This is a genomic window from Novipirellula methanifontis (genome assembly GCF_052161655.1).
Classification (GTDB): domain Bacteria; phylum Planctomycetota; class Planctomycetia; order Pirellulales; family Pirellulaceae; genus Novipirellula.
Genome location: NZ_CP197418.1, coordinates 7,503,640 through 7,530,054 on the forward strand (window position 1 = coordinate 7,503,640; position 26,415 = coordinate 7,530,054).

General features: G+C 53.5%; 17 protein-coding genes. 12 read left to right on the forward strand and 5 right to left on the reverse strand.

All coding sequences use genetic code 11. The annotated features are described in order from the left end of the window. The first annotated feature begins 265 nt into the window (after positions 1–265). The 5 genes from flgK to pstB all read left to right on the forward strand — a co-directional run bounded on the left by flgK (position 266) and on the right by pstB (position 6,234). Complete coding sequence (gene flgK, locus SH528x_RS26845) at positions 266–1,954, forward strand: flagellar hook-associated protein FlgK (RefSeq protein ID WP_442506521.1); 1,689 nt, start codon at positions 266–268, stop codon at positions 1,952–1,954. 384 nt (positions 1,955–2,338) lie between these two features. Next, positions 2,339–3,409, forward strand: coding sequence for a phosphate ABC transporter substrate-binding protein PstS (gene pstS, locus SH528x_RS26850; protein WP_442506522.1), 1,071 nt, complete (start codon positions 2,339–2,341; stop codon positions 3,407–3,409). Between the two features lie 101 nt (positions 3,410–3,510). Next, positions 3,511–4,491, forward strand: coding sequence for a phosphate ABC transporter permease subunit PstC (gene pstC, locus SH528x_RS26855; RefSeq protein ID WP_442506523.1), 981 nt, complete (start codon positions 3,511–3,513; stop codon positions 4,489–4,491). Further along, on the forward strand, positions 4,488–5,402 hold the full coding sequence (pstA, locus tag SH528x_RS26860) for a phosphate ABC transporter permease PstA (RefSeq protein ID WP_442506524.1): 915 nt from the start codon (positions 4,488–4,490) through the stop codon (positions 5,400–5,402). The genes pstC and pstA overlap by 4 nt, the downstream gene beginning before the upstream one ends. A gap of 10 nt (positions 5,403–5,412) precedes the next feature. Next, complete coding sequence (pstB, locus tag SH528x_RS26865) at positions 5,413–6,234, forward strand: phosphate ABC transporter ATP-binding protein PstB (protein WP_442506525.1); 822 nt, start codon at positions 5,413–5,415, stop codon at positions 6,232–6,234. Between the two features lie 180 nt (positions 6,235–6,414). On the opposite strand, the gene SH528x_RS26870 is transcribed toward pstB, so the two are convergent. From SH528x_RS26870 to SH528x_RS26880, 3 genes are all read right to left on the reverse strand, one after another. Further along, positions 6,415–7,512: a DUF1570 domain-containing protein gene (locus tag SH528x_RS26870; protein ID WP_442506526.1), complete on the reverse strand. Its 1,098-nt coding sequence runs from the start codon at positions 7,510–7,512 to the stop codon at positions 6,415–6,417. A 564-nt stretch (positions 7,513–8,076) separates the two neighbouring features. Continuing rightward, positions 8,077–10,179: an alpha/beta hydrolase gene (locus tag SH528x_RS26875; RefSeq protein WP_442506527.1), complete on the reverse strand. Its 2,103-nt coding sequence runs from the start codon at positions 10,177–10,179 to the stop codon at positions 8,077–8,079. A 103-nt stretch (positions 10,180–10,282) separates the two neighbouring features. Continuing rightward, a complete protein-coding gene (locus SH528x_RS26880) occupies positions 10,283–11,782 on the reverse strand; it encodes an ABC transporter permease (RefSeq protein WP_442506528.1) in 1,500 nt (499 codons plus the stop codon). Positions 11,783–11,968: 186 nt separating this feature from the next. Here SH528x_RS26880 and SH528x_RS26885 point away from each other — a divergent pair, with 186 nt between their 5' ends. From SH528x_RS26885 to SH528x_RS26900, 4 genes are all read left to right on the forward strand, one after another. Then, positions 11,969–13,696, forward strand: coding sequence for an ABC1 kinase family protein (locus tag SH528x_RS26885; protein ID WP_442506529.1), 1,728 nt, complete (start codon positions 11,969–11,971; stop codon positions 13,694–13,696). Between the two features lie 78 nt (positions 13,697–13,774). Then, on the forward strand, positions 13,775–16,099 hold the full coding sequence (locus SH528x_RS26890) for a DUF1592 domain-containing protein (protein ID WP_442506530.1): 2,325 nt from the start codon (positions 13,775–13,777) through the stop codon (positions 16,097–16,099). Positions 16,100–16,156: 57 nt separating this feature from the next. Beyond that, complete coding sequence (locus tag SH528x_RS26895; RefSeq protein WP_442506531.1) at positions 16,157–17,506, forward strand: DUF1552 domain-containing protein; 1,350 nt, start codon at positions 16,157–16,159, stop codon at positions 17,504–17,506. A gap of 345 nt (positions 17,507–17,851) precedes the next feature. Then, positions 17,852–19,330 (forward strand): transposase, encoded by a 1,479-nt coding sequence (locus SH528x_RS26900; RefSeq protein ID WP_442505263.1) that lies wholly within the window; start codon positions 17,852–17,854, stop codon positions 19,328–19,330. A 428-nt stretch (positions 19,331–19,758) separates the two neighbouring features. Here the strand turns inward: SH528x_RS26900 and SH528x_RS26905 are convergent, their stop codons facing one another. Next, a complete protein-coding gene (locus tag SH528x_RS26905) occupies positions 19,759–20,529 on the reverse strand; it encodes a rhomboid family intramembrane serine protease (protein ID WP_442506532.1) in 771 nt (256 codons plus the stop codon). A gap of 82 nt (positions 20,530–20,611) precedes the next feature. Here SH528x_RS26905 and SH528x_RS26910 point away from each other — a divergent pair, with 82 nt between their 5' ends. From SH528x_RS26910 to SH528x_RS26920, 3 genes are all read left to right on the forward strand, one after another. Then, complete coding sequence (locus tag SH528x_RS26910; protein WP_442506533.1) at positions 20,612–22,402, forward strand: SMP-30/gluconolactonase/LRE family protein; 1,791 nt, start codon at positions 20,612–20,614, stop codon at positions 22,400–22,402. Positions 22,403–24,163: 1,761 nt separating this feature from the next. Continuing rightward, complete coding sequence (locus tag SH528x_RS26915; protein ID WP_442506534.1) at positions 24,164–24,646, forward strand: hypothetical protein; 483 nt, start codon at positions 24,164–24,166, stop codon at positions 24,644–24,646. A gap of 38 nt (positions 24,647–24,684) precedes the next feature. Beyond that, on the forward strand, positions 24,685–25,131 hold the full coding sequence (locus SH528x_RS26920; protein WP_442506535.1) for a response regulator: 447 nt from the start codon (positions 24,685–24,687) through the stop codon (positions 25,129–25,131). 324 nt (positions 25,132–25,455) lie between these two features. Here SH528x_RS26920 and sdhB read toward each other — a convergent pair whose 3' ends face one another. After that, positions 25,456–26,310 carry a succinate dehydrogenase iron-sulfur subunit gene (sdhB, locus tag SH528x_RS26925; RefSeq protein WP_442506536.1) on the reverse strand — a complete coding sequence of 285 codons (855 nt, stop codon included), beginning with the start codon at positions 26,308–26,310 and terminating at the stop codon, positions 25,456–25,458. Positions 26,311–26,415 lie beyond the last annotated feature (105 nt).

Consider the following 26,415-nt stretch of genomic DNA (forward strand, 5'->3'; position numbering starts at 1 on the left):
CGACGTCTCCGACGTCGGAAACTAAACACCCGCGTCTCCGACGTGGGGAATCAACAGCCGTCGAGTGAGAATCCTCTCGCGGGAGGAACTCGAATGTCGGAGACATCCGGCGACATTGTGACAGCTTCCGATGGAAAGGTGCTGTAGTATCGTGATGCTATCATCACTGATAACGATCCGGTTTTGACGATTAGGTCAACTGTGCGTAGGGGGATGCCGATGAAAGACTGCTAGTACGGTTCTTTCTGTCTATTGAGACATCGGTATGGGCCTCCTCGGCACAATTCAGCAATCCAAAGGCGCACTCGATGCGGCCCAAATCGGCCTCCAGGTCGTGGGCAACAACGTCGCTAATGCGAATACTCCTGGCTATATTCGCCAGGAGTTACAGCAAGCGTCTGCGGTAGCGGTTCGCGAAGGGAACTTGATCAAAGGCCATGGGGTTCGCCCTACCGGCATTGTTCAGGTCGTGGACGAGGCCCTCTTTGAACGGATGATTGATGCCAAGACAGCATTGTCCGGCGCCGAAACGCTTGAAAAGGCTTATTCTCAGCTCGAAGAACTATCGACCGATCTAGATAACACCGGACTCAGTCAACAATTCTCGCTGTTCAACAACGCGGTCCAGGAATTGTCGACGCAACCTGGTGACGCGTCGCTTCGTGAGTTTGTGATTCTGCAAGGGCAAACGCTGGCGGATAACATCCGTGGTGCTCGAAGCAAAGCCTCCGACCGACAACAAGCGTGGGACGGTGAACTGAAAGATGTCGCCAATGATATCAATCGGTTGACGACGCGGATTGCAAAACTGAACCTCGAGATTGCAACGATCGAAGGGGGAGGGCTAATCCAAAGCGACGCAACTGGACTTCGGGACCAACGATACAGAGACCTCGAAGAACTTGCACAGTACGTCGACCTGAATATTCAAGAACAGGAGAGTGGTGCGGTCTCCGTTTTCGTGGCAGGGGACTATCTCGTCAACGATGGAATCAGCCGTGATGTCGCTAGCGTCTACAGTGAAAAACGGGGTGCTCTAGAAATACGCATCATCGAAACGGATTCGCCGTTGGACGTGACCGGTGGGCAATTAGCCGCGACGATGCAAGCTCGCGACGGGGTGTTTGGAGAATACATCACTGGGATCGACCGCATGGCTTCGGCTTTGATCCGCAGTGTCAATGAAGTGCATTCGCAAGGCCAGGGTCGCGAGGGATATCAACAAGTGCTCTCCAGTTCCAAGGGGAACGCAAATGTCCCGCTTCCGGACGCGGGGCTACCATGGACACCCAAAAACGGCACGTTCGACATGAATGTGGTTGATGAATCGGGCGATGTGATCTCGACACATCGCATCAAGGTGAAGAATCTAGGACAGGTCACCGATTCAACGATCAGTTCCATTGTCGCGGATATCGACGCGATCGAGGGTATTTCGGCGACGGTAACGAGTGGCGGACAAATCGAAATTCTCTCAGACTCGCCCGCGTCCTCATTCACGTTTGGTGAAGACACCAGCGGCTTTTTGGCAGCCGCCGGCATCAACACATTTTTCGTGGGCCGCAGTGCTGTGGACATCAATGTCAACGAGTCGCTTAAAAATGATAGCGACTTTCTAGCCATCAGCTCGGGCGGCATTGGTGAAGATACCGAAGTGCTGTCTCGAATGCTCGACTTGGTCGATCGCCCCGTCGATGATCTCGAAGGTCGATCGGTGCGTGGCATCTACGAATCGACGATTGCCACGATGGCTCAAAAAATCAGTTTGCAAGGGAGTGAAGCGGATGGATTGCGAGATTTTTACGCAACGCTTCAAGGCCAGCATCTCGCGATTACAGGCGTGAACATCGATGAGGAATCGATCAAACTGATTGCATACCAACGCGCCTTCCAAGCGTCCTCTCGCGTCATCTCCACCGCGACCGAGATGCTCGATATCCTGATGACCCTGTAAGACGTGGGCTCTGGATGTGTCCGGGTCTCCAGCGTTACTCGTTGGATTACGAGAGCGTCACGACTCACCACAGCAAACAGTCGAATTCGAGACTTGCTCGACTTGGAAGCGACGATTCGGCAAACAGAAACGCCGTGCCGGGTGCCCTGCTCAATCAGCCCCGGTTCCTCTTCATAATTCGCCGAGTAACGCTGTCTTTTACGTGCTTTAAACACCCGCAATCACACCGATCCGAGGCATTTCACCACCCTAATGCGTGAATGCCGAGTTTTGTTAAGAGCGTGTTAATTGTTGGTTAGCGAAGGTTCCGGTGAGGGAAGCAGGAGACTAAAACTGGCTCAAAAGTTTCAAAGAGTCTCCTCCGGAACCAGTACGAGTCCCATTGTGAACAAGAGTGCGTTTCACTTCTGTTGTCTTACCGCCCTAACGGTTTTGGTCGGTTGCAACTCTTCAAGTTCTTACAACTCCACTGCGGATGGCGGCTCAGATTCGCCGGCCCAAAAAATTAAATTGCAAGGCTCGGGGGCGAGTTTCCCCGCACCGCTGTACGGTCGCTGGTTCAAAGAATACAGCAGCGCAACCGAAGGCGTGAAAGTCGATTACCAAGCCAAAGGAAGTGGTGGTGGGATCAAGGACTTCATTGGTCACACGGTTGATTTCGCAGCCAGTGACGCCGCGATGAACGACAGCGAAATCGCTCAAGTCGACGACGGTGTTGTGTTGTTGCCGATGACCGCAGGCAGCGTCGTGTTGGCGTACAACCTTCCGCAACTCAAGAAGCCATTGATTCTTTCGCGTGACGCTTACACCAAGATCTTCTTAGGCGAAATCTCGACGTGGAATGACGCTGCGATTGCCGCGACCAACAAAGGGGTGGAACTTCCCGAGTTGCCCGTCACGGTGGTCCGTCGTGCGGACAGCAGCGGGACCACGTTTGTCTTCACCAATCACCTCAGCGCCGTCAGCAAGAAGTTTGCCGATGGCCCTGGCATTGGTAAAACGGTCAGTTGGCCCGAGAGCGATAAGTTCATCGCCGCACCTAAAAACGACGGTGTGACTGCGACGGTCATGCAAACCCCCGGCGCAGTCGGCTACATCGAGTTCGGTTTTGCCGAGCAAGCCAAGTTGCCAATGGCGACACTGGAAAACGCTGCTGGAAAATTCATCGAGCCCACGCTGGAAAATGCGACTGCGGCTTTGGCAGGCGTTGAAATGCCAGAAGACCTGCGTGCTTGGTTACCTGACCCGACCGGCGAGAATGCTTATCCGATCGTCAGTTACACCTGGTTGCTGTGTTACGAAAAGTACGAAGACCCGGCCAAGGCCGCTGCACTGAAAAGTCTCGTGAAATGGTGCATGCACCAAGGACAAGAATCGAGTGCGGAAATGGGCTACATCCCGCTTCCTGAAAATGTTGTTGCGACTGTGACTGAGAAGCTAGAGACCATCAATTAAGTTTTCAACACGAGGTGCCGTGACGGAGGGTTCATCTGTCACGGTAAACGATTGGATGATCTATCGGTCCTCGTTTTGCAGCTCTTTTCCTAGGCGACCCCATGGCTAATGCCACGCTTTCCGATCTCGCGGAATCGGCGTCTATCTCTTCGCCTCCGTCTTCGATGGAGATTGCGAAGGATCGAGCGTTTCGCGGATTGACTCGCGGTTTCGCTTGGTTGACCGTTTTGGTTGTATTTTTGGTGGTCTATGAAGTCGCTACCAAAGCAATGCCCGCCATCAGCCAGCATGGCGTTAGTTTTTTGACCTCGTCCACGTGGGATGTGCAAAACGAAGAGTTCGGCGTTTTGCCCGAGATTTGGGGGACGCTTTACAGCTCGCTATTGGGATTGCTGATTGGCGGGTTCTTCGGTGTCTCGATCGCGATCTTCTTAACCCAAGACTTCTTGCCTCATAAAGTCGAGTGGGCGTTCAAAAACATCGTGGAATTGTTGGCGGCGATCCCCAGTGTCGTCTACGGATTGTGGGGGATCTTCGTGGTGATCCCAATGTTGCGCCCGGTTGCGACTTGGTTACATGAAAACCTGGGCTGGGTCCCGTTCTTCAAAACATCGCTGTCGGGTCCAGGAATGTTGCCTGCGGCACTGGTCTTGTCGATCATGATTTTGCCCACGGTAACGGCGATTTCTCGCGACGCGTTGAGCAACGTCCCTAGAAAATTGAAAGAAGCCGCCTTTGGATTGGGGGCGACTCGTTGGGAAGCGATTATTGGAGTGATCGTACCCACCGCGTCCACCGGTATCTTCGGAGCACTCGTGCTTGGCTTTGGCCGAGCGTTGGGCGAGACGATGGCGTTGGCGATGCTGGTGGGAAATTCAAACCAAATGAGTATTTCACTCTTCTCGCCCGGCAACACCTTGGCTGCATTGTTAGCGAATCATTTCCCCGAAGCGGGTGAACGCGAAGAGCCTGTGTTGATGTATGCCGCTCTGATCTTGTTGGCGATCACGTTGCTGGTGAATATCTGCGGTGCGTTCGTGTTAAAGCACGCGTCGGCCCGAATGCGTGGAGGTGCAAAATGAACACTGCCGAAATCACCACCGAATTCAACGATGTCGATTTTCCTAGCTTGGAGCGTTCGCTGCGTCATCCGCGAACCTTGTTCAGCATCGTGTTGAGTATCGGCACCGGATTGGCCACCGTGTTCGCATGTGTGCCACTGTTCAGCGTGTTGATCATGCTGATTTGGCGAGGCGGCAAAAAAATCTCACTAGCCTTGTTTACCGAACTTCCCCCGACAGCATTTGAAGAGGGAGGCGGTTTTGGCAACGCGATTGTCGGAACGATCGTGATCGTTTCGATTGCCGCTGCGATCGCGATCCCCTTTGGCATCTTGACCGCTGTCTTCTTGGCCGAATTTGGTCCGCATAGCAAGACGGCGTCGATCGCCCGTTTTTGTGCAAAAACGTTGACCGGGCTGCCATCCATCTTGGCGGGCGTGTTTGCCTACGCTGCTATCGTGATTGCGACCGGCGGGTATTCCGCACCGGCCGGAGGGGTGGCGTTGGCGCTGTTGATGTTGCCGACCGTGATCTTGACGGCCGAGGAATCGATGCGAATGGTACCAGTCAAAATGAAAGAAGCTGCAATTGGGATGGGCTGCACCCCGACTCAGGTGGCATGGAAAATAGTACTGCCAACCGCGTTGCCCGGCATCTTGACGGGCGTGATGTTGGCCGTCGCGCGTGCCGCAGGTGAAACGGCGCCGCTGCTGTTCACCGCACTGTTTAGTAACTACTGGATATTTGAGGACGGAAATTCTCAGGTCATGGAGCCGACCGCTTCGCTTGCTGTGTTTATTTACAACTTTTCCGGCATGCCGTTCGAGAACCAAATCGAAATGGCATGGGCCGCTTCCTTGATCTTGGTGTTGATGGTTTTGACGATCAACATTTTCGGTCAAATCATTTCGAGTCGCTCCAAAGCCTGTTAGGAAAACCCACGTGATTGCTACCCCTAAAGTCGAAAACGATGTCCTCGCGAACCGCAATGGTTCGTTGTTGTTGGACTGTAACATTGAAAATCTGTATTACGGAAACTTCCGTGCGGTCCGTGACAGTCGCATTCCGATCCATCGCGGATCGATCACTGCGTTCATCGGTCCATCAGGATGCGGAAAAAGTAGTGCGCTGCGTTGCTTGAACCGCATGAACGATTTAGTTCGCGGGTTTCGTTTCGAAGGCCATGTGCACTTTCGTGGCAAAGACATCTACCACGCCAAAGTCGATCCGGTGGCCGTTCGGCGTTATATCGGGATGGTGTTCCAACAACCCAACCCGTTCGCGATGAGCATCTACAACAACGTCGCCTTCGGGCTGCGATTGAATCGTTATCGTGGTGACATCGCCGAGAAGGTCGAAAAAGCACTGCGGGGGGCGGCGTTGTGGGACGAGGTCAAGGACAAACTGAAAAACAGTGGTCTGTCGCTCTCGGGCGGACAACAGCAACGGCTTTGCATCGCGCGCGCAATCGCGACCGAGCCCGAAGTGTTGTTGATGGACGAGCCATGTTCGGCATTGGATCCGATCGCCACGCGCCGCATCGAAGAATTGATGCAGGAATTGAAAGAGAACTACACGATTGCGATCGTGACTCACAATTTGCAACAAGCCAAGCGTGTTGCCGATCAAACCGCGTTCATGTACGTCGACACCAGCGGTGGCGGGCGAACCGGTTATCTGGTCGAGTTTGGCGAGACCAACGAACTGTTTGAATCGCCGCAAGAAAATGCCACAAAGCAATACATCAGCGGTGAGTTCAGTTAGCGTAATGAGCGAGGAACTTTATTCACGTATTCGTGAAGAGATTTTTGATTCGATCGACTAAGAACTCGCGTTGTTCGATCTCAGTTGCTACATCCTTGCCGGCGTTGAGCGAGTGATGGAGGGGCCCGAGCCTCAATTAAGCGGCACTGAAGTCCGCTGCGACTGATTCCCGCAAACTCTTTATCGAACACGACGCATGTAGGTCAGGAATTGCTTGTCAAGCTTTTCGAGTGTCGTGTTGAACGCAGTTTCGAACATCGCGATGCGTTCTCGTTTACTCAATTCCTCGAGCGGCTTGACTTGGCTGAGTTGTCGCAGGTATTTGACGAACTCTTCGCGTTGCGTCCTCAATAAGAAATAGGTCAGCGCCCAGCCTTCGCCATAAGCGTCGGCTGCCGTCGCGGGGCTACGGAATCGTGAGTCATCGGCAATCAGCGTGGCAAGAGATTCAGCAGGCCGGCTCGGCAGATAGCTGTTCCAGCGTGCCAGGTTCTTTTGATTGACACGTCCGATGCCACGCCAGCCTTTTGAGTTTTGGCGGTCGGGGGATTCAAAGAACATTGCCAAGCCTTCGCTCACCCACATCGGGTTGTCGGCAAAACGTTGTTGTAGCCCACAGTTGTAAGCGAGTTGATGCGTTGCTTCATGAATAATCGTGGCGATATTTCGCTCCCAATTGGGAACGTTGTACGTTGTCATCCGGTTACTGGCGAGATGGTAGTAGCCAATCACCGAATTTGCGGACTCGCCAATTTCACCTTTCGCATGCTGTATGAACGAATTGTGATCGACCAACAGTAGTGCGACTAAGGGAAATCGTGGTTCGGGCAAATCCCAGCGTTGATTTTTCCAGTAGGAGAAAAAGCCACGGTACAATTGCTCGAACAAACTTCCTACCTGACGCGCATGATTTTCGTCGGTGTTGTGAACGATCAAATAGTTCGCCGTTTGATAGACCGAAAAACCCGCTGGCATCTCCTTCGTCATCCTCTGGATCATCTGCTCGTCACTGACCGGAACGAGAGGTTCGGAGTTGCTCGTCCGCTTAATCAAATTTTCGGGCTGAATGGTCCAGATTCGTCCGTCGTCTCCCTGAATCAAAAGCCCCCCGTCTTGAGCCTCGAGCAACAACTCGCCCACCACCGTTCGGGTCGGGGCGGTGCCGTCGGAATCCGTTGCCTGCTTAAATTCAATCGTCTCAAAAGCCAGCAAATTGCTGGTGCAGAGCACGATCAGGGCAGTGGTTATGAATAGAAGATGAGTAACGGTTTGGCGCATCCGTGACGTATTCCTTCGAGGAGCTTGAAGTCGAGCAGCATGAGCTTGAATTGCGAGTGCATCAAGCGATTTCTCTCTCATTGTAGTCCTCCCAACGCCAGTCTTGCCAGAGAACGACCTCTAGCTGGCAATTCCCCCGCGGGAACGCCGGGTTTTAACGGCTTTATATAGCAAAGCTTGGTAGCCAAACTCCCTGATCGTTCCGAAATGATTACGATCGATAACCTGAGGAACGAGCGATTTCGAAGGGCTGTCGTAGCTAAATGAGGTTGCGTGATTCGCTCTGCGGCGTAGTCCGTGCTTGAGGAGTGAGGGATCTTCGGCAAGATCCACAGCGGGAAAAAACACTCGTTCCCAGGCTCCTGCCCAACGCCGTGAACGATTATTAGCCCGGAAATTACGGCATTTGCGTTTCGTAGCTACGCTCGCCAGAGCGTGGGTCGTGAGCGTCCAATGCGAATCACCACCTTCTGGCGAAGGTAGCTACCAGAAAATCGTTCACGGCGTTAGGCAGGAGCCTGGGTACCAGTAGTAGCGTTCAGCGAGAATTGTCCAAATCCATCGTCAATTTGACGGCACTTTGGAAAAAGTGACGCTCGAGTCGTCCTTCTCGATCGCAGAAAACTCGCGTTTCCATTGCTCCATGTTGCTCCCGCTCAATTCCATTTTCTGCACTCGATCGGCGGCCATCCAAGCAATTTGAGGCAATTCGGTGAACCTGCTGATATTCAGCAGATCAGGAGCGTCACGGTTGTGTAGCGGAAGATCGCCCAGCGCAAGCTGGGCCACACGGTCGTTGAAAAGAGAGGCAAGCAGGGACCAGTGGGCCGCTTCCCCTTTGCCGCGGAGCGACAATTCCGCAGTTGCAAAGGGCGACAACGTCTCGATCGCCTTTAACGCTCGCACGACGTCATAAATTTGCATTGCCGCGGCGGTTTGGCCGAGCAACATGAAGCGGCGGCGGATGTGAGTCCGTTTCACGGGATCGCGAGTCCACTCAGTTAGCCCCACACCGCGAGGAGCAATATATACGGTCGGAATGGTTGCCGAATCGTCTTGCAACCGTTTCCATTCTTGCTCGTCGGGCGTGACGCCGGGAAGCGTTTCCGGCAACCGGACGGCCAATCCAGCAGCAACACTCTGCCACGCTTGTGGGTCCAATACGACCACGTTCACCTTTTTCGCTTGCTCCGATGACTTCGGCGTCACAGCGAACATCGTCAAACGGTAAGGCGACTGCGACGTGAACTCAATCGCCGCCACTTTCATTCCATCGACTTCACGCTCGGTGACCGTTTTCGTATCGAGTGAAGCTGCGACTTCGGGCCAGCCGCCAAACGTTTTGCGTTTCAGCGACGCCATCCATTCATCACGCTGTTGCGATGTCTCTTTGCTGCTCTTAGCAGAAGTATCAGAAGTCCATTTTGGTACAAACGTTTCATGGATTGTGGTCACGCGTTCATCCGCAGGTAACGATTCGAAAACCTTTAGCTGCTTGATGTCAAAAAACGGCGTCGCGGTTTTGTCAATCAGGTCGTTGTCCGAACGCAGATGGCGATTGAACCATCGAAACGCATGGATGCGAAGCTCCTGAGTATCGGTGTGCGGGCCCTCGGTGATGTGCAACCCAACGTTCTTTTCCTTGTCGTAAAGCTTGTAGATCGAACGTACTTTGGAATAGACATCGACCACGCCATCCAACGGAAAGATCGAGTCTTTATCGGTATTCGAGATCAATAGCGGTCGCGGTGCGATCAGTGCGGCGACCATCGGGTAGTCCCAGCGATAGGTGTTGACCATGTACATGCAATCGCAATGCCCTTCGACACAACCATCGACGACATGATTTTTGAGCGATGTGATGCCGGCAACTGGGACGACGGCCTTGACGCGTTCGTCCAACGCCGCAATGTACCACGAATAGGCACCTCCTCCGCTGCGACCGGTGACACCCATTCGTTCACCGTCGACTTCGGGACGGGATTGCAAGTAATCCAACGACCGGATGCCGTTCCAAGCTTCGACGCCGGCGGGGGTGTAGCCACGATTGTTCCACCACCATGCATCTTCGCGATAGGTGCCGTGATGAATCCCTTCGATTTCGCCTAACTGGATCGTATCGATGGTTAAGCAAACATAGCCATTACGGGCAAACCAAGCGCCGTGATATTGGTAATAGGTTTTGTTGCCATAGCTGATTCCGTCCTTCTTTACTTTGCCATGACCGCAAACGTAAAGGATCGCTGGCAGCGGGCCTTCTTGTTTCGCGGGACGATAAAGATTGCCCGTCACGTACACTCCAGGCATCGATTGGAAATGGATATTTTCGACAATGACGTCCTCGGCGGTCGCCGAACCGGTGACCACGGGCGATAACGGCGTCCGTTCGGGCAGCGGTGAAAGCCCGAGCATCTCGTGCAGTTGATCGCGGTAACCCTGGCGACGGTTTTCCCAGTCTTCGAGCGTTTTGATATCTGCGAAATTAGCTGCGGTGATCTTTTCGGTTTCGCGGCGAAAGTACTCGTTGACAAGTTGATCACCGCGGCGAGTATCCACAATTGTCTCGGATGCCGTGTTTTGGGGAGAATCACGCCGATCGTTTGCCGTAACGTGCGACGTGAAAACAAGGATGCCAAGGGCAAACGCAGTGCGAATTCGGAAGTGCATGGCGAGTCGGACCAAGGAGGGGATGGGAGTGGGTGGGATCGCGTGTATGAACGAGCGTGTAGGGAAGAACGCCGGCTCATCTCGAAAGTCTATACACCACGCGTCACTTGATTCTAGCATAACGGAAGCGGGTCAAGGTGTGGATCACCGTGATGCCGAGGCCGATGAAGCCCAAATACCACAATGCCAACGCCGCTTCCTGATAACGGGCTCCGCTATGCAATAACCCAAACAAGCGTGTACCCACGGTCGACACCCCTGGTGGGGCGACCGGCAACGTGACCGGAACGTCGCCTGAGGCAATGATGCCGGCGGTCAACATGGCGATCGCAACACTGCGGGCCATTAATCGTCGGTCAATCTGCCAGAAACGACGGCCAAGACTTAGGTCCAACCGGGCACTGAGCCACACGTTGTCGGCGATGCCGTGGTACCCGGATCGCAAAATCCAATACGCAATCGTGCTCGCGCGGACCGACATCGCCAACACCGTCGGCAGGATCGTCATCTCATACAGAAAGCGAAAACCATGGATCGGAAGCTGAAACGTCTGGACAACCAACATCCCGATCAACGGCCCGGGGATGCAAAATAGAATGACGGTGCTTGCATCTACAATGAATTCGATTCGCGGATTCTGGCGTCCAACTGCGGCGAGCGGCCAAGCGACGAAGGTCGCAAAGATGCCTGTGCAGATTCCGAGCATCGTCGTCCATTGATACTCCGCTGAAAACGTTTTCGGAGCGGCAGCCAATTCGTGCACCGCTCGTGAGATCGACCAATGGGCAATCCGTTGATCGCCATCAACAATCACATCGTGTCCTACTTTGGCCATCAATCCCGTGACGGGCATGATGATCATCAGTAGGGTGCAGAACGCCAAAATCGAACATGCGAAACTCCACTCACCACGCGAAGGTCGCTCGAACAGGTCCGAAGATGTGTGCGAGGCAAAGTGCTCGCCGCGATAATCCGTTTGCTGCGTTCGGATGCGACGAAGCAGCACGGTGATCATCGCCAATGCAAAACAGAGGGGCATCGCTGTGGTGGTGGCGATGGACGTCAAATTGGGATCGACCGCGTACAGCAAATAAAACTGATCGGCGATCGTGCGATATCCATACAAATCCACGACAGTCATTTCGGTCGCGGCCAGCGAAGCGTTCAGGATCGTGGCGGCCAACACCCACGGCCACGCCAACGGCAATTGAATCGTCCACCAACAACGTAGTGGTGAGGTGTCAATCGAGGCGTTTTCGAGAATCGAAACGGGGACACGCGAAGTCCCATGCCAGGTTGCGATCGCGACGATTGCCGCACCAAAAATGCTATGGATCCAGCCGCAGGCAACCAGTCCTGCAAACCCGCCCCACGAGCGAGTTGCAGTCTGAGTCAGCGGCAGCCAACCAAACTTCCCCGCCGTTGCTTCCCAGGCGGCCGCATGCAGAATCATGGGAATCGCAATCGCTGCGATCGCCGCCATAATGAACAACCTCGCGATGTTCCGGCCCGATCGTCCGCTGCGAGCAAGAGTTGCCGCAGCCCACGCTGCGGGGATGCCAATGCCGAGCGAACCAACGATTGTGACGGTTATGAGCCGCAAAGTCGATAAAAGCGGTTCCCACCAATCCAAAGACAAGATCTCCTGGCAAACAGCGAATGGTTTTAGGTTGTTTCACATTAGAATGATGTGAATGTAGCAAAGTCCCTCAGGCTAGTGGTAATCGATCGCGTTTTTGAGCGGTTGTCAGCCCCCCTTTCCCTCACGTATCGGCGTTTCGTTTTGTTAATGAAAATCACTGCCATCCCGCAGCTGTACCGCAATTTGAAGCGGTGGCGAGAGATATTGGCGGTGCTGCGTCGTTATGGTCTCGCTGATTGGCTGAGCCGTTATCCGAGTTTGCCGTTTCGCGATTCGTTTAAAGATCCCGACGGGGTGCCGCTATCGCAATATTCCAGCGAAGAACGAGTGCGGATGGCGCTGACGGATCTCGGCCCCACCTTTATCAAGTTAGGCCAGATCTTGGCGGCTCGACCCGATATCGTCGGCCCGCAACTTGGCCACGAGCTCAAACGGTTGCGTGCGGATGTGCAGCCCGATGCGATCGAGAAAGTGCGTGAGACGCTGACCAAGGAATTGGGCGAACAGTATCTGAGTCAGTTTCAATTCATCGATCCCAAACCCCTCGCGACCGCCTCGATCGGACAAGTCCATCGAGCGACCTTGAACGATGGACGACGCGTCGTGATCAAGGTCCAACGCGCCGATATCGAACGGACCGTTCGCCAGGATATGGAAGTGCTCGGGGGGCTTGCCCAGCTCGCCGAGCGTGTGGAAGGTTTCGCCGCTTGGGGGCCCTGCCAAATGGTGTCCCAAATGTCCACGATGCTGCAGCGAGAATTGGACTTTGGCCGCGAACGACAAAACCTCGAAGTGTTCGCCGAGATGCTTTCGTCGCAAAGCGGCAAGGTCGTCATTCCCAAACCGGTTCGCGAGCTCTGTACCCGCCGCGTTTTGGTGATGGACGAATTAGCGGGTGAGCCGCTTTCCAAAGTGCTTTTGGAAAGCCATCACGGTGGCGCGTTGACGGTTGATGCTTGTTTGGACGGCGAACGACACCAGCTTTCCGAATCGATTGCCCGCATCTATCTGACGATGATCTTCGATGAAGGCCTGTTTCACGCGGACCCTCACCTCGGAAACCTGTTGTTGTTGGACGATGGACGGTTGGGGATTCTCGACTTTGGGATGGTAGGCCGCATCGACGAAACGCTTCGCGAAAGCATCGAAGAGATGATGGGCTGTATCGCCACCGGCGACCAAAATCGTTTGACCCGGTTGATTCGTCGCATCGGTGACGCTCCACCCAAACTTGACGAATCATTGCTGGCGATCGACGTCGCCGAGTTTGTGGGGACCTACGGCCGGCAACATTTGAGCGACTTTGATTTGACCGGTGCGCTCAACGAATTGAGCGACATTTTGCATCGGCACGTGATTAAATTGCCCAGCCAATCGGCGTTGCTGTTGAAGATGTTGATTTCGCTCGAAGGGACCCTGCGAGAGCTCGGTGCCGGATTTGACTCGTTGGATATCGTTCATCAATTTGTCCGAAAATCGATGCTGCGACGGTTGAGTCCGCGGCGAAGAGTGCGCCAAGCACGCCGGATCTATCTCGAAGCGGAGCACTTCTTGGAAGTCGTTCCCGACGAGGTGCTGACGCTGCTGCAGCAAGCACGCCGTGGCGAAATGCGGCTGACCTTGGAACATCAACGGATCGGGCCGACGGTGAACCGGATGGTTCTGGGGCTGATGGCCAGTGCGGTCTTCCTAGGATCCTCCCTGCTGTTGGCGATGAAGGTGCCCCCACTGCTGTTTCCCGAGCAATCGGTGTTGGGCATGAAAGAAATGAGCATTTTTGGTTTGGTGGGTATGATGATGAGCTTTTCCGTGATGATGTGGCTGTTGCTCGCCATCAATCGCAGCGGCCATTTGACCCGCAGCAACGAAGATTAATTGCCATCGCGACCAGATATTTTATATAATGAAACGCCATCCTACCTGCGCCCCCCAAATCCCACCCTGCGAGTACGAATGATCGAGTTCGTTTTCAATACGAGCACGAATCGGCTGCCTGTTGCCGGTCTGCGAATCAGTCTGGTCGTTGTCGCGATCTTGTCTTTTTCGGTTTGCGTTGTCGCCGACGAAGCGTCAAGTGAAGCGAAGTTTCGTGACGCGTTAACGCCGCTGTTACGCACTTATTGTTTCGACTGTCACGATTCGGGAAGCGAGTTATCGTTGGTCGACGACGATTCGGCAGCCAAGATTCAGTCGAATCGAAATATGTGGAAACGCGTGATGGCGCAAGTCCAACTAGGCAGCATGCCGCCCGAAGACGGCGAGATGATGGACGCGGCTACTCGACAGCGAATGCTGACTTTGATCGATGAAGTTGCGAACGCCGTCAACTGCGTGCAAAATCCGAACGCAGGAAAGGTGGTTTTGCGTCGATTGAATCGTGTTGAATACCGAAACACGATCAAAGATCTGACCGGTGTCGACTACAAACCGGCTGCTGGATTCCCCGGTGACGACGTGGGGTACGGTTTTGACAACATTGGCGATGTGCTTTCCTTGCCGCCGATCTTGTTAGAAAAATATCTCGACGCCGCCGAGACGATTTCCGGAGAAACGATTCGCACTCCGCTGCCACCCCGTATCTACGAAGTCGATGTGGCTGCGACCCAATTGATCGGAGCCGATAAATACAAACGCAACAATCGGATCACGATGTCCAGCCATGGAACGGTTACGCTGGAAGTCGAGGCTCCCTTTACCGGACAATACACTTTAACGATTTCCGCCAGCGGCGACCAAGGTGGCGATGAACCGGTGAAAATGAAGGTCGACGATGGTAAAAAGAGCCAAATCATCGATGTCCCAGCTGAAAAATTAGAAAAATATGACGTCGAGCTTCGCATCGCACGCGGAACGCGCAAAATCGAAATCAGCTTTATCAACGATTTCTACGTCGCGGGAAAAATCGATCGCAATATGCACCTCTATCACGTGCATGTGTACGGTCAAGAGAACGCGACCAACGTGGTCTTGGACAGCGAGTTGCCGCCCATGCACAAGAAAATTTTATTCACGCGGCCAGGCGGAAAGCTTTCGCCGGAACAAGCCACCGCCCAAGTGCTGGCTCCATTAGCCAGTCGTGCATTTCGACGACCTGCAACCAAAAGCGAAGTTTGGCGATTGACCGAACTTGCCTCGCAAGTGCGATCCGATGGAGGAAGTTTTGAAGAATCGATCCAGGTGGCGCTGCAGGCAATTCTAGTGTCGCCGCACTTCTTGTTCAAAGTCGAACAACACGCGGCGGCTGATGCATCGGGAGAACTGCCGCTGATTAGCCAGTACGAATTGGCAACGCGGATTTCGTATTTTTTATGGAGCAGTATGCCTGACGACGAGTTGTTGTCGTTGGCACATCAAGGCAAACTCCGCGACCGCCGCGAATTGCTACGCAAAGTCGGCGACATGATTGTCGATCCCCGTGCGAATCAGTTTATTGAAAACTTTGCCGGGCAATGGTTACAGCTTCGCAACCTCGACAATGTCAATCCCGACAAACGTCAATTCCCTGAATTCGATGATGAGATGCGGCAACTGATGCGGCGTGAAACGCTGACCTTCGTTGCCGCGGTGATGCGAGGAAATTTGCCAGTGACGGCGCTACTTGATGCCAAGTTCAGTTATCTGAACGAGGATCTTGCCAAGTTCTATGGAGTCAAAGGGGTCACCGGAACTGGGTTCCGCAAAGTCTCGCTCGAAGGCACTCCACGAGGCGGATTATTGACGCATGCAAGTGTGTTGACGGTGACCAGCAACCCGACGCGAACCAGTCCCGTGAAGCGGGGCAAGTGGATTCTCGACAATCTACTCAATACGCCGCCCCCACCTGCACCCCCGAATGTGCCCGAGTTAGACAAAGGCAAATTGAGCGGGACTTTGCGCGAGCGGATGGGGCAGCATCGCGAAAACCCCGCCTGTGCCGCCTGCCACAACATGATGGATCCGCTTGGCTTCGCGCTCGAGAATTTTGATGCCATCGGGCAATGGCGAACCCGCGACGGAGGCGACACGATTGACGCATCGGGCAAATTGCCTGATGGAACCCAATTCGAAGGTGTCGAGGATCTTCGCGAACTGCTGTCGAGTCAGCGAAGCGAGCAATTTGTTCGCTGTTTAGCAGAGAAGATGCTTATTTATGCGACCGGGCGAGGCACCGAATATTATGATAAATGCGCCATCGATAAGGTCATGCAGGAATTGAAAGGCAACCAGTATCGGTTTGCCTATCTGATCGTTGCGATCATCGAAAGCGAGCCGTTCCAAAGACAGGGTTCGCGAGAATAGCTGTCTTGGTACTGCGGATAAACACGTTCCCACCTTTTTAAAAAGAAGCGATCCAAAATGTTGAATTCACTTTCGCGACGAACGCTGTTACGCGGTGTGGGAGCCTCGCTGGCATTGCCGTTATTGGATTCAATGTCCTCGACACGCTTGTTGGCGGCCACATCCGATCCGGCGGATGTCCCGCTTCGGATGGGATTCTTTTACGTTCCCAACGGCATGCACATGCCCGATTGGAAACCGATCGAAGGGGGCGACAAATACACCATGACGCCGACGCTGGAGCGGTTGGCCGAGCATCGATCCAAGTTTAATGTGTTGACAGGCTTGACGCTTGACGGTGCCCGATCGCATGGCGACGGTGGCGGCGATCATGCTCGCAGTGTTGCAGCGTTTCTAACCGGGGCACATCCAAAGAAGACCAACGGCGCGGATATTCAAAACGGGGTCTCGGTCGATCAAGTGGCGGCGGAACAGATCGGCAGTCAATCGCGATTCGGGTCGCTCGAACTCGGGCTCGAAGCGAGTGCCCAGGCGGGAAATTGTGACAGCGGCTATAGCTGTGCCTACGCCTCGAACATGTCGTGGCGTGGCCCCACCAACCCGATGGCCAAAGAAGTCGATCCCGGTGCACTGTTCGATCGCTTGTTCGCTGGACAAACATCAAAAGAAACGCGTCGAGCCAAGAGTGTTCGTGAGAAGTACCGCAAGAGTGTGCTCGATTTTGTGCTTGAGGATGCCAAGCAACTGCACAAGACACTGCCCGAAATCGATCGGCGAAAATTGGACGAATACTTGTATGCCGTCCGCGATGTTGAAAAACGATTGGCTGGTGCGGAACGACTGAGTATCTCCGAGGATGGCGTCCCCGATTATCCGAGACCCAGCGGTGTGCCACAGGAATTGAAAGAGCACTCCGAGTTGATGATGGATATGATCACGCTGGCGATTCAAACCGATAGCTCACGAATCATTTCATTCATGTTCACCAACGCCGGCAGCAATCGCAGCTATCCCGATATCGATGTCAAAGAGGGGCATCATGAATTGTCGCATCATGGCAAAAGCGAGCACAAGCAAGCTCAAATCGCAAAGATCAATCGATATCACATCGATCGGTTTGGCTATCTGCTAAAGCGACTCAGTTCGATCAGCGAAGGAGATGGAACGTTGCTGGATCATTGCATGTTGGTTTACGGCAGCGGCATCAGCGACGGGGATCGGCACAATCACGATGACCTGCCGATTCTGTTGGCCGGCAACGGTAATGGTCGCATCAAAACGGGGCAGCACATTCGCTATGAGAACCACACGCCGCTGTGCAATTTGTATCTATGGATGCTGAAAGAGATGGGCGTCCAGGCAGACAAGTTTGGCGACAGCAACGGCGTGCTGAAGAACCTCGGCTAAAGCGTTGGTTATCGCAAATGAAATCGAGGCAAACCGACGTAGCGGAACTCGCCAAGAGTTTCGGGGAGCATACACCATGGAACGAAAGTCTTGACGACTTCCGCTACGCGAAATTAGCACAACCGCTATAAGAAAAAATGCGGCACAGCGTTTCGCTTGGGCGTTAGCCTGGACCGCTAAAACTTTGGGCTTGTGGTGATTTTTGGTTGCGCAACTTTTCTGCCACCTCTCCCCCGACTTCGGAGACTGCTGATTTAGTCATTCCCTCGTTTTTGCGGCGTGCATATAATTCCCCATTGAATCCCCCCTTTGGACGCAAGAGTGAGGTGCTAGAAGAAACAAAGAATGATCACACGAGACCGTGATTTTCTGCTGGAAATTTCAGCCGAGGACCTAGCCATTTACGCACGAGTTATTCGGGGCGACTCGCCGTTACTGGATGCTTTGCAGTTGATCCCCTGGGAGTCGTTCCGCGGCGACCTTGAAAAGTATTATGTTCCGAACATGGGGCAACCAGCTCTGCCTGTCATTCATATGCTCAAGCTGGAGTTTCTTCGCTATACCTGCCGGCTCTCTGACCGAGGTGTCGTTGCCCGAGCTCAGACGGATTTGCTATTTCGTTGGTTCCTCCAGGTGCCTATCCGTTTTGAAATGCCCGACGCCTCCACGATTTGCCGCTTTCGAGCGCGTCTCGGAGTGGAAGGATTTCAGGATATTTTCGATCGACTGATCGCCTTTGCTCGGGACGCCGGGGTGGTACGCGATCGGCTTCGGCTAAAAGACGCCACCCACGTCCTGGCTAACATCGCCGTACCCACCACTCTAAGACTGCTCGCGCAACTTAGAGAAAAGATGCTCTCAGCGATCGAGTCCGTCGACGCCGAGTTGGCCGCTGGATACCACATCGAGGCGGAGCGAATCCGAGCGGAGACTGAAAAGGAATCCGACGAGATCCGCTTGCAAGCTCGCTTGGATTTGGTGCTGGACATGCTCCAGTGGATGCAGAGGTTACCCGCCGAAGCCCCCGATCCAGAACAGAAATTGACTTGGCAACGGCTGTTGGCGGTGCGAAGTTTGGCAGAGAAAATCACGGCGGATTGTTTGAATCCTGGTAGCGGCGACCGTACCCTTAGCGTGGTCGATCCCGAGGCACGGCGTGGCAAACATGGCGAGTTCTATGATGGTTACATGCTCGACGTGATGATGGACGCCGACAGCGGACTGGTGACGCAAATCGAAGTGCTTCCGGCCAACGGTGCCGAGGCCCACGACGCGATCAGTTTGGTGCAACGCGAGCACGCGGTTCACGGTAATCAAATCGAGCAACTCTCGATCGATGGTGCTGGATTCAACGGACCGATGCTACGAACGCTGGAAGATCCCAACGGTCTTGCCGTGGACGTGATCACACCGCCGAGCGAACACAGCGAAGGGAAAGGCTATCCCAATTCAGCGTTCCTCCAAAGCGAAGATGGTCAGCATGTCACCTGCCCGGCAGGTCATACCTCGGGCACCCCACGGCGAAAAGCAGACAAGCCTAATTCGTTGTTTTACGACTTCTCGCTCAAGGGTTGTCGGACTTGTTCTCTACTATCGCAATGTTATCCAGAGTTCAGACCGACGGCTCATCGTGGCCGTCGAGTGTCCAAAAATGAGTACGAAACGGAGTACGAACGAGCCCGCGCTAACGTGGGCACGGAGGAGTATCGTTCGGTGCGAAAAGAGCATCCCGCGATCGAGCGAAAGATCAATGAGATCGTACGTCATGGATGCGGTCGAAGGGCACGGTACTGGGGACGATCCAAAGTAAAAATTCAGAACTAATGACAGGCTTTATGGTGAATGTTCGGCGTCTGACGAAACTCCTCAAGGGGCCTTCGTGCGCCAAGATGATCGGATGTTGGTAAAACAAGATTGATCGGGGCCGCAAACGAGTCCAACTCGCGTGCCAATCGGCTGCAGCTTGTCTCCAGCGAGACTGGCTTGCGAAGAGGGGCTACCGGATAAAAATCTCAAATTTGTTCGCGGTGCAAACCAAATCCGCTCAACGAATCAACTTTGCTACTAAATCAGCAGTCTTCTTCGTCGGTGGAGAGGTAACTACAGTATCGGCCGGAAGAAAAAGTCACCTCCAATATCCGACGTCAATACCAACTTTTAAGCGGACCAGCGTTAGCCCCGGTTGAACGCAGGAACCGTGGCTCGCGCCAAAACGGCTAATGTCCCGAAAGACTCCTGCCTACCTGCTTTAATTAAAATCGTCGTTCTGTCACCGCCTCGTGTCCGAGCGGCGTGCGTCCGATGATGATCGCCGCGAGTGCTCCTGCGGCAAAGCCGCCGATGTGAGCCCACCATGCCACTCCGGTTGCGGCGCCACCGGCCACTGCGGTGATACCGCTGTACGTTTGCAGGGCAAACCAAATCCCCAGAAACAACGGCGCTGGCACAATGATCACTTGGATGATCACGATCAGCGGTATCAACGTCTGGACCTTCGCATGCGGATACAACCATGCGTAAGCTCCCATCACACCCGCGATTGCGCCGCTTGCACCAATCGTCGGCATCGGGCTCGATGGATCGGTAAAGTAGTGCGATAGCGAAGCGGCGATCCCGGTGCCTAAATACATTAATGCGTAACCGAAATGCCCCAAGCGATCTTCGACGTTATCGCCAAAGATATACAGAAACCACATGTTGCCGATAAAGTGCATCCATCCGCCATGCAAGAACATACACGTGATCAGCGTCATCCACGCCGGGATCGGTGACGGAGCAAGTTTGCGAGTAATCGTGCGGACTTCGATTCCACGCTGAGTTTGGACGCCTATGCGTTCGCTGATTTCCGGATCTGCGTTCGCGCCGGACAATCTCGCCGGCACCATGCCCAAACGTTCCGCGATTCGATTGCCCTGTTCCTCGGATACCAATTGGGCAATAAACGCGGCGGCACACAACGCAATGATCAAGTAATTGATCACCGGAATCGTGCGGCTCGGTATGCTGTCGCGTAGTGGTATCATCGCGTTTGATTATCATTTGCTTTGGAACAAAGACAACCCTCCCTCCTTTCCCTTTCTAGAACAACCTACCAAGGAATTGCACATGCGAAAAACGATTGTCGCTCTCCGCCTGACACGTCTGTTGGGAATCCTCTCGCTGGTTCTCGTGACGGCGCCCATCTCGCTGCACGCCGAAGAGTCGTATCCGCTGCATCCTGATTCACAACCACAGACCGGCGTTCCCGAAGGCCAGGTGGAATCGTATCACTTCGCCAACAGCCGCGTGTTCCCCGGAACCGAGCGAGACTATTTCGTCTATGTTCCGGCGCAGCACGATGCCGCCAAGCCTGCTGCGTTGATGGTGTTCCAAGACGGGGGTGGTTACATCAACCGAAAAGGCAATTGGCGTGTGCCCGTTGTGTTTGACAACTTGATTCACAAAGGAGAAATGCCGGTCACGATTGCCGTCATGGTCAACCCCGGTGTCGTGCCGGGCGGCGCCGAAGCACAGTCACGGTTCAATCGCAGTTACGAATACGACAGCGTCAGCGATCGCTACGCCACATTTTTGATCGACGAGTTGTTGCCGGTCGTCAAACAAAAATACAACATCAGCGACGATCCTAATCTGCGTGGGATCGGTGGCAGCAGTAGCGGCGCGATCGCAGCGTTTGGCGTTGCCTGGCATCGGCCTGACCAATTCCGTCGCGTCTTCAGCACGGTTGGAACCTACGTGGGACTTAGAGGCGGTAACGAGTATCCAACGTTAGTTCGCAAGACCGAGCCCAAGCCACTTCGCGTTTTTCTGCAAGACGGGCGAAACGATCTCGACATTTACGGCGGTAGTTGGTGGAACGCCAACCAGACCATGCTCTCGGCACTGCAGTGGGCGGGGTATCAAGTCAAAAACGATTGGGGAGACGGAGGCCATAACGGTAAACATGGCGCAGCCATCATGCCCGATGCGATGCGTTGGCTTTGGCAAGACTTTGACAAACCGATCGAAGTGACGATTGATGAACATCCCGAATTGAAAGATCGATTGATTCCCGGCGAGACATGGCAACTGGTCAGCGAGGGGCATCGCTACACCGAAGGCCCCGCCGTTGCGCCCGATGGCAGCGTCTATTTTATCGACGGTCCCGCAGGAGAAATCTGGAAAGTGAATGCCGATGGCAAGGGAGCGTCCAAATTCATCGACGGCATCATCGGAGTCAGCGGCTTGATGTTCGATGCAAAAGGCAACTTGTACGCAGCGAGAAACAAAGAGCGAAAGATCTCACGTATTGCACCCGACGGTGCGCAAACCGTGATCGCATCAGATGTCGGCTGCAATGATCTCGTGGTGCTCGAAGATGGAATCTATTTCACCGATCCGCTGAAGCCCGCCGTGTGGTATCTGCCGCATGGAGGAGAGCCAACCGTGGTGGCAAGTGGCGACAACGTCGATGCTCGCTCGTTTCCAGGGAAACCTAATGGCATTGCAGTCACGCCGGACAAGCGTTTCTTGGTCGTCGTCGACGCCACCGGTCGTTACGTGTGGTCGTACCGGATTGAGCAGCCCGGCAAATTGTCGTTTGGGCAACCGTACTACTACGTCCATCAACCGCAGGACGAATTGAACACCGGTGCGGATGGCGTGACGATGGCCAAAGACGGTTCGCTGCTGGTCGCGACCTCGCTTGGGGTGCAAGTGTTTGATCAACCGGGACGTGTTCACGTCATCATCGATCGGCCGAGTTCGCAGGGACGTTTGTCGAACTGTGTCTTTGGCGGGCCTCAGGGGACGACGTTGTACGTGACCTGCGGAACACGTGTGTTCCGCCGCAACACTCGGATCGAAGGATTCGCACCGTGGCAAGAATCAGTCGTTCCTGCAAAGCCGCGACTGTAGAGAGAAGTCACGGCAAAAAAAAACGCGAGCTGGCATTGCTTCGTGCGCCGCCAGCTTCGCGATTTACTATTTGACTGCCTGATCGCTTGGTGATCCTTCGCCAAGAGATCGTTAGTCTGTCGTGCTGAAACAAAAGGAAGTCGCTAGCGACTTCGAATCAGCACAACTAAACAGTAAAAAATGGGAGCGACATCCATGTGCATGAGTTGTGGGCGACTCATTTCGTAATCGATCCATCAGTGGAAGCTCCCAATTACTTGTCGTTAGAATCCTTCGTAACGATTTCGGACACTCTGAATCATTCAGAGACCGCTTTATATCACATCACGTGAACGCCGGGTCCATTCCGACGTTTGATTCTTTTATGTGTCACCGATCTTGAGCAGGTTGGGTGAAAGAGGGCGAGCCGAGTGACCAAGTTTACTTGAGTCTTTCGGGTTTCGCATTGAGATCTCTCCGACAATCAGTTTGGGAAAAGTGGGTGCGATCAACATTGAAGTGACCGCTCCTGCTCGATCAAGTTTTGATCGTGCGTGAATGTGGCGACGTTCGCTTCCAATGTCAACAACAAACCGGAAAGAGTTTTTGTAAGGACCGCTCGGTTGTGACAAAACTTCCGCAAAAAACACGAGTTGCTCACGTAAACTTTTTTTTCGATTTGTAGGTTCGACTCAATGGACCTGATCAACGCGATTGAATGTAACGAATTCGATCGTGTTAGATTGTGATGGAGACCTTCTTCGACGGTGATCGATGGAATAAAAGCTAGCAGTTTACCTGCATGTTTTATTGCAACGGAGCTTGAGTTTAATCAATTCTTTATTGACACGGGGCTCAATCAACCACAACTGCCTGAACCGACTTCAGCAGCGTGTAGCGTGATCCTAACGCATCGTATTGTTCAGATCGCATTGACACTCACTTTCTGTTTGCAACAGCGAAATTGCTTGAGCAAAGCGACAAGTCTAACGCAAGTGTATAGCGTTGTGTTTCGCTCCACGTTCGAGTAACTCATCGAGTGGTCTCACGCGAGTTACTTTTTAACATCTTTGCTCTGCGATCGATTAGAGTGCTTGTCATTGTGCGGATATCCGCAATCTGTATTCCTTTTCGCATCACATCCGTTGCCGATAACAGAATGGCACGAGACAACATGGATGAGTGGCTTGCTACATCCTCGACGAGAGTGACCAAGCAAGCGCAGATTTGTTCTCTCTGAAAACGGTTCAAATCCAGATGCCGAGTCAGTAAAGGGACGGATCGATACCCGTCGATCGGAAGTCGGATAGGAAACAGTACGCCGTAAGCAAGAAGACAACTTGCTTCCACCGTCAACTCACGGATTTGGAGATCGACCTAGTCCTCCAGATCGATCTGGATTTTCCTAGGGGCACCAAATTCATTAGGGGAACCAAACCGTCGCTAAAGAATTCATTGCTAAAGAATTGCGGCAGGAACTAGCTCGCCGGGACTGCAACACACCCCTCTCCCAGACGGTTTAAACGAGCTTTAGCGGGGAAGGATTGCTCAAACGGCAAGGAAACGCTGCTGTACAGCCAATACACGGCACTTCGGGGGGGGCACGTAGCAGATAAACTGTAACTCCTGTCCAGAATTACTCCAAAAGCTTGACCCTACTCTCTCGAGGCGGTTAAAATTTGGAGAGCGGCTATGCAGTTTCACATTCCTTCTGCTCAGTGTTCGACCTGCATCTAATCTCACCTACAGCCGCAGCGTTCTCACACTCAGGGAGGCATATCCATGGCGACAGTCGTATCGACGGTACGTGCAGCGAAAAAAACGCTTGTGGTAAATCCGGCGTTTCTTCAGGAGATAAAAGACAGTCATCCTGATTTTTGGCATACGCTTCATAGGGTGCGTCAGATTTGTGAATGCGTGGAAGAGCCATCTCAGGTAACGCGAGATTTGGTGCGATGGCTGAACGACCTTCGTGATCAAATGGCGCTGCAATTCGCGCTCGAAGAGTCATATGGGTATATCGAAGTCTCACCCGAGTTCAGTTTGCTTAAAGCCAACGCTGCTGAAAAAACGCTCGCTCAACATTGTTCGCTGTATTTGCTATTAAGCGAACTGATCGAGAAAGCCGAAGAGCTTCAATACCGAGGTGCCAACGCTAGTTATGTTCGAGAGTTGGTGGATCAGACTCAAGCATTCGATAAGAAATTGCGAGAGCATGAGCAGGCCGAGAACGCGTTGATCGAAGATTCGCTCGGCGCTGGTTAATTAAGTTTTTAGGCAATGCCGATAGGGGAGTTTCCACTATGCATTCTGGCTCACGTGTCAAACCGATGGAGATATTGTTGGTCGAGGATGGCCTGATGGATGCTCGTGTAACGATTCATTCACTACGTCGAAGCCAAGTTCATCATCGCTTGACCTTGGTTCGTAGTGTCAACGAAGCAATCAAATTTTTGCGGCAAGAAGGAGTCTTCGCTCGAGCGCCAAAACCAGATCTGCTTTTGCTCGATCTCAATTTGCCTGATGGTTCAGGTATCGATGTGATCGAGTTGTTGCAGAATAGTGATGTGAACACCGACTCACTGACCACGGTGGTTTTAACGGCCAACGAAGATGAGTGCATTCGCGAACGTTGCAACATCCTTGGTGTCCACGATTACATTCGCAAACCCGTCCACGAAGACGAGTTTATGCGAGTCGTACGTGATCACAAGCGGCTGATGGTGCACTCAACGCCTGTGCTGGCGTAACGCACCCGCGAATCTCGCGTTGCCATCGCATTCGCACAACGAATGCGATTAGGCATCATCTTGTTTGGCGATTGGACGCTAGACGTTTAACGATGAGCCTCGTGGCTAACGCTGTTGATACAGCAAGCCGCAACGCGCGAGCGGAAAGGCCCCACAAAGTACCCGGTGCCTTAGCAACGTGCGAAAAACAAATTTTGGGTCCCGGGTACCTGCCGTCGCCAGACGGCGGAAATCCACGCTCTGGCGAGCGTAGCTACATCAGTAACAAACTGCACGTCCTTACGGCACTCGGCTCACGATTTGCCAACCTACATCAACCGTGGTTTATTTTTCGAACCACTTGCGGATCGCGTACAAAGTGGTCGCGCGACCCGTTCTTGCGATCGACGTCGTCAACGGAATTTCTTTCGGGCATACCGCGACACAGTTCTGAGCGTTGCCGCAAATCTGTATTCCACCAGGGCCGCTGAGTGCTTCTAAGCGGTCGTCGGCAAGCGTTTTGCCGGTCGGGTGGTTGTTAAACAACATCGCTTGCGAGATCGCATGCGGGCCCACAAAGCTTTCGTCGAATTCTGCATCCTTGCGTGCTTGGTAGGCTTCATCCGATTCGCCCTCACGCCGCTCCAATTCCACCTTCAAGAATTGAGGACAGGCTTCCAAGCAGCATCCGCAACTCATGCATTGGCTAAGCGGATAGTTTCTTTCCTGGTCTTCGCGTGATACACGCTCACCGTGTCCCATATCGTAATAGCTGTCGACAGGCACCCAAGCCTTGACCCGCGACAGATTATGGAACAGTCGTTCGCGGTCGACTTGCAGGTCACGGACGACGGGGAACTTACTCATCGGTTCGAGCACAAGTTCGTCGCTGTTTTCTGCGAGCAGCCGATCGACCAACGCACTACAGCTTTGTCGAACACGACCGTTGATGACCATCGTGCACGCACCGCAAACCTCTTCGAGACATCCGCAATCCCATGCGACTGGATTGACTTTTTTGCCGTCCGACGTTTTCGCTTGGGCCGCGATCCGCTGCAGAACACTGATCACGTTCAATTCGGGTTCGTATTTGATCTTGTGAAGTTCCCAGTACGGTTCTTTCCCAGGAGCGTCTTGTCGACGAACGCGAACGTTGATGAACTCGGGACGTTTCTTCGAATTGGGTTCGAGGGCATTCATCCGTCGATCCTAACAATGGCAAAAATGGTGAATTTGAATTTCAGTGAGACAATAATATTCTAGCTTCGGGAGCAAGTCGCGATGGTTCGTTGTGACGCCAAACTT

Excerpts from the sequence above, each read along its gene's own strand:
- SH528x_RS26870 (WP_442506526.1), bottom strand. The coding sequence starts at position 7,512 with ATGCGCCAAACCGTTACTCATCTTCTATTCATAACCACTGCCCTGATC.
- SH528x_RS26885 (WP_442506529.1), top strand. The coding sequence starts at position 11,969 with ATGAAAATCACTGCCATCCCGCAGCTGTACCGCAATTTGAAGCGGTGG.
- SH528x_RS26905 (WP_442506532.1), bottom strand. The coding sequence starts at position 20,529 with ATGATACCACTACGCGACAGCATACCGAGCCGCACGATTCCGGTGATC.
- SH528x_RS26895 (WP_442506531.1), top strand. The coding sequence starts at position 16,157 with ATGTTGAATTCACTTTCGCGACGAACGCTGTTACGCGGTGTGGGAGCC.
- SH528x_RS26875 (WP_442506527.1), bottom strand. The coding sequence starts at position 10,179 with ATGCACTTCCGAATTCGCACTGCGTTTGCCCTTGGCATCCTTGTTTTC.
- SH528x_RS26920 (WP_442506535.1), top strand. The coding sequence starts at position 24,685 with ATGCATTCTGGCTCACGTGTCAAACCGATGGAGATATTGTTGGTCGAG.
- flgK (WP_442506521.1), top strand. The coding sequence starts at position 266 with ATGGGCCTCCTCGGCACAATTCAGCAATCCAAAGGCGCACTCGATGCG.
- SH528x_RS26915 (WP_442506534.1), top strand. The coding sequence starts at position 24,164 with ATGGCGACAGTCGTATCGACGGTACGTGCAGCGAAAAAAACGCTTGTG.
- sdhB (WP_442506536.1), bottom strand. The coding sequence starts at position 26,310 with ATGAATGCCCTCGAACCCAATTCGAAGAAACGTCCCGAGTTCATCAAC.
- SH528x_RS26900 (WP_442505263.1), top strand. The coding sequence starts at position 17,852 with ATGATCACACGAGACCGTGATTTTCTGCTGGAAATTTCAGCCGAGGAC.
- pstA (WP_442506524.1), top strand. The coding sequence starts at position 4,488 with ATGAACACTGCCGAAATCACCACCGAATTCAACGATGTCGATTTTCCT.
- SH528x_RS26910 (WP_442506533.1), top strand. The coding sequence starts at position 20,612 with ATGCGAAAAACGATTGTCGCTCTCCGCCTGACACGTCTGTTGGGAATC.
- SH528x_RS26890 (WP_442506530.1), top strand. The coding sequence starts at position 13,775 with ATGATCGAGTTCGTTTTCAATACGAGCACGAATCGGCTGCCTGTTGCC.
- pstC (WP_442506523.1), top strand. The coding sequence starts at position 3,511 with ATGGCTAATGCCACGCTTTCCGATCTCGCGGAATCGGCGTCTATCTCT.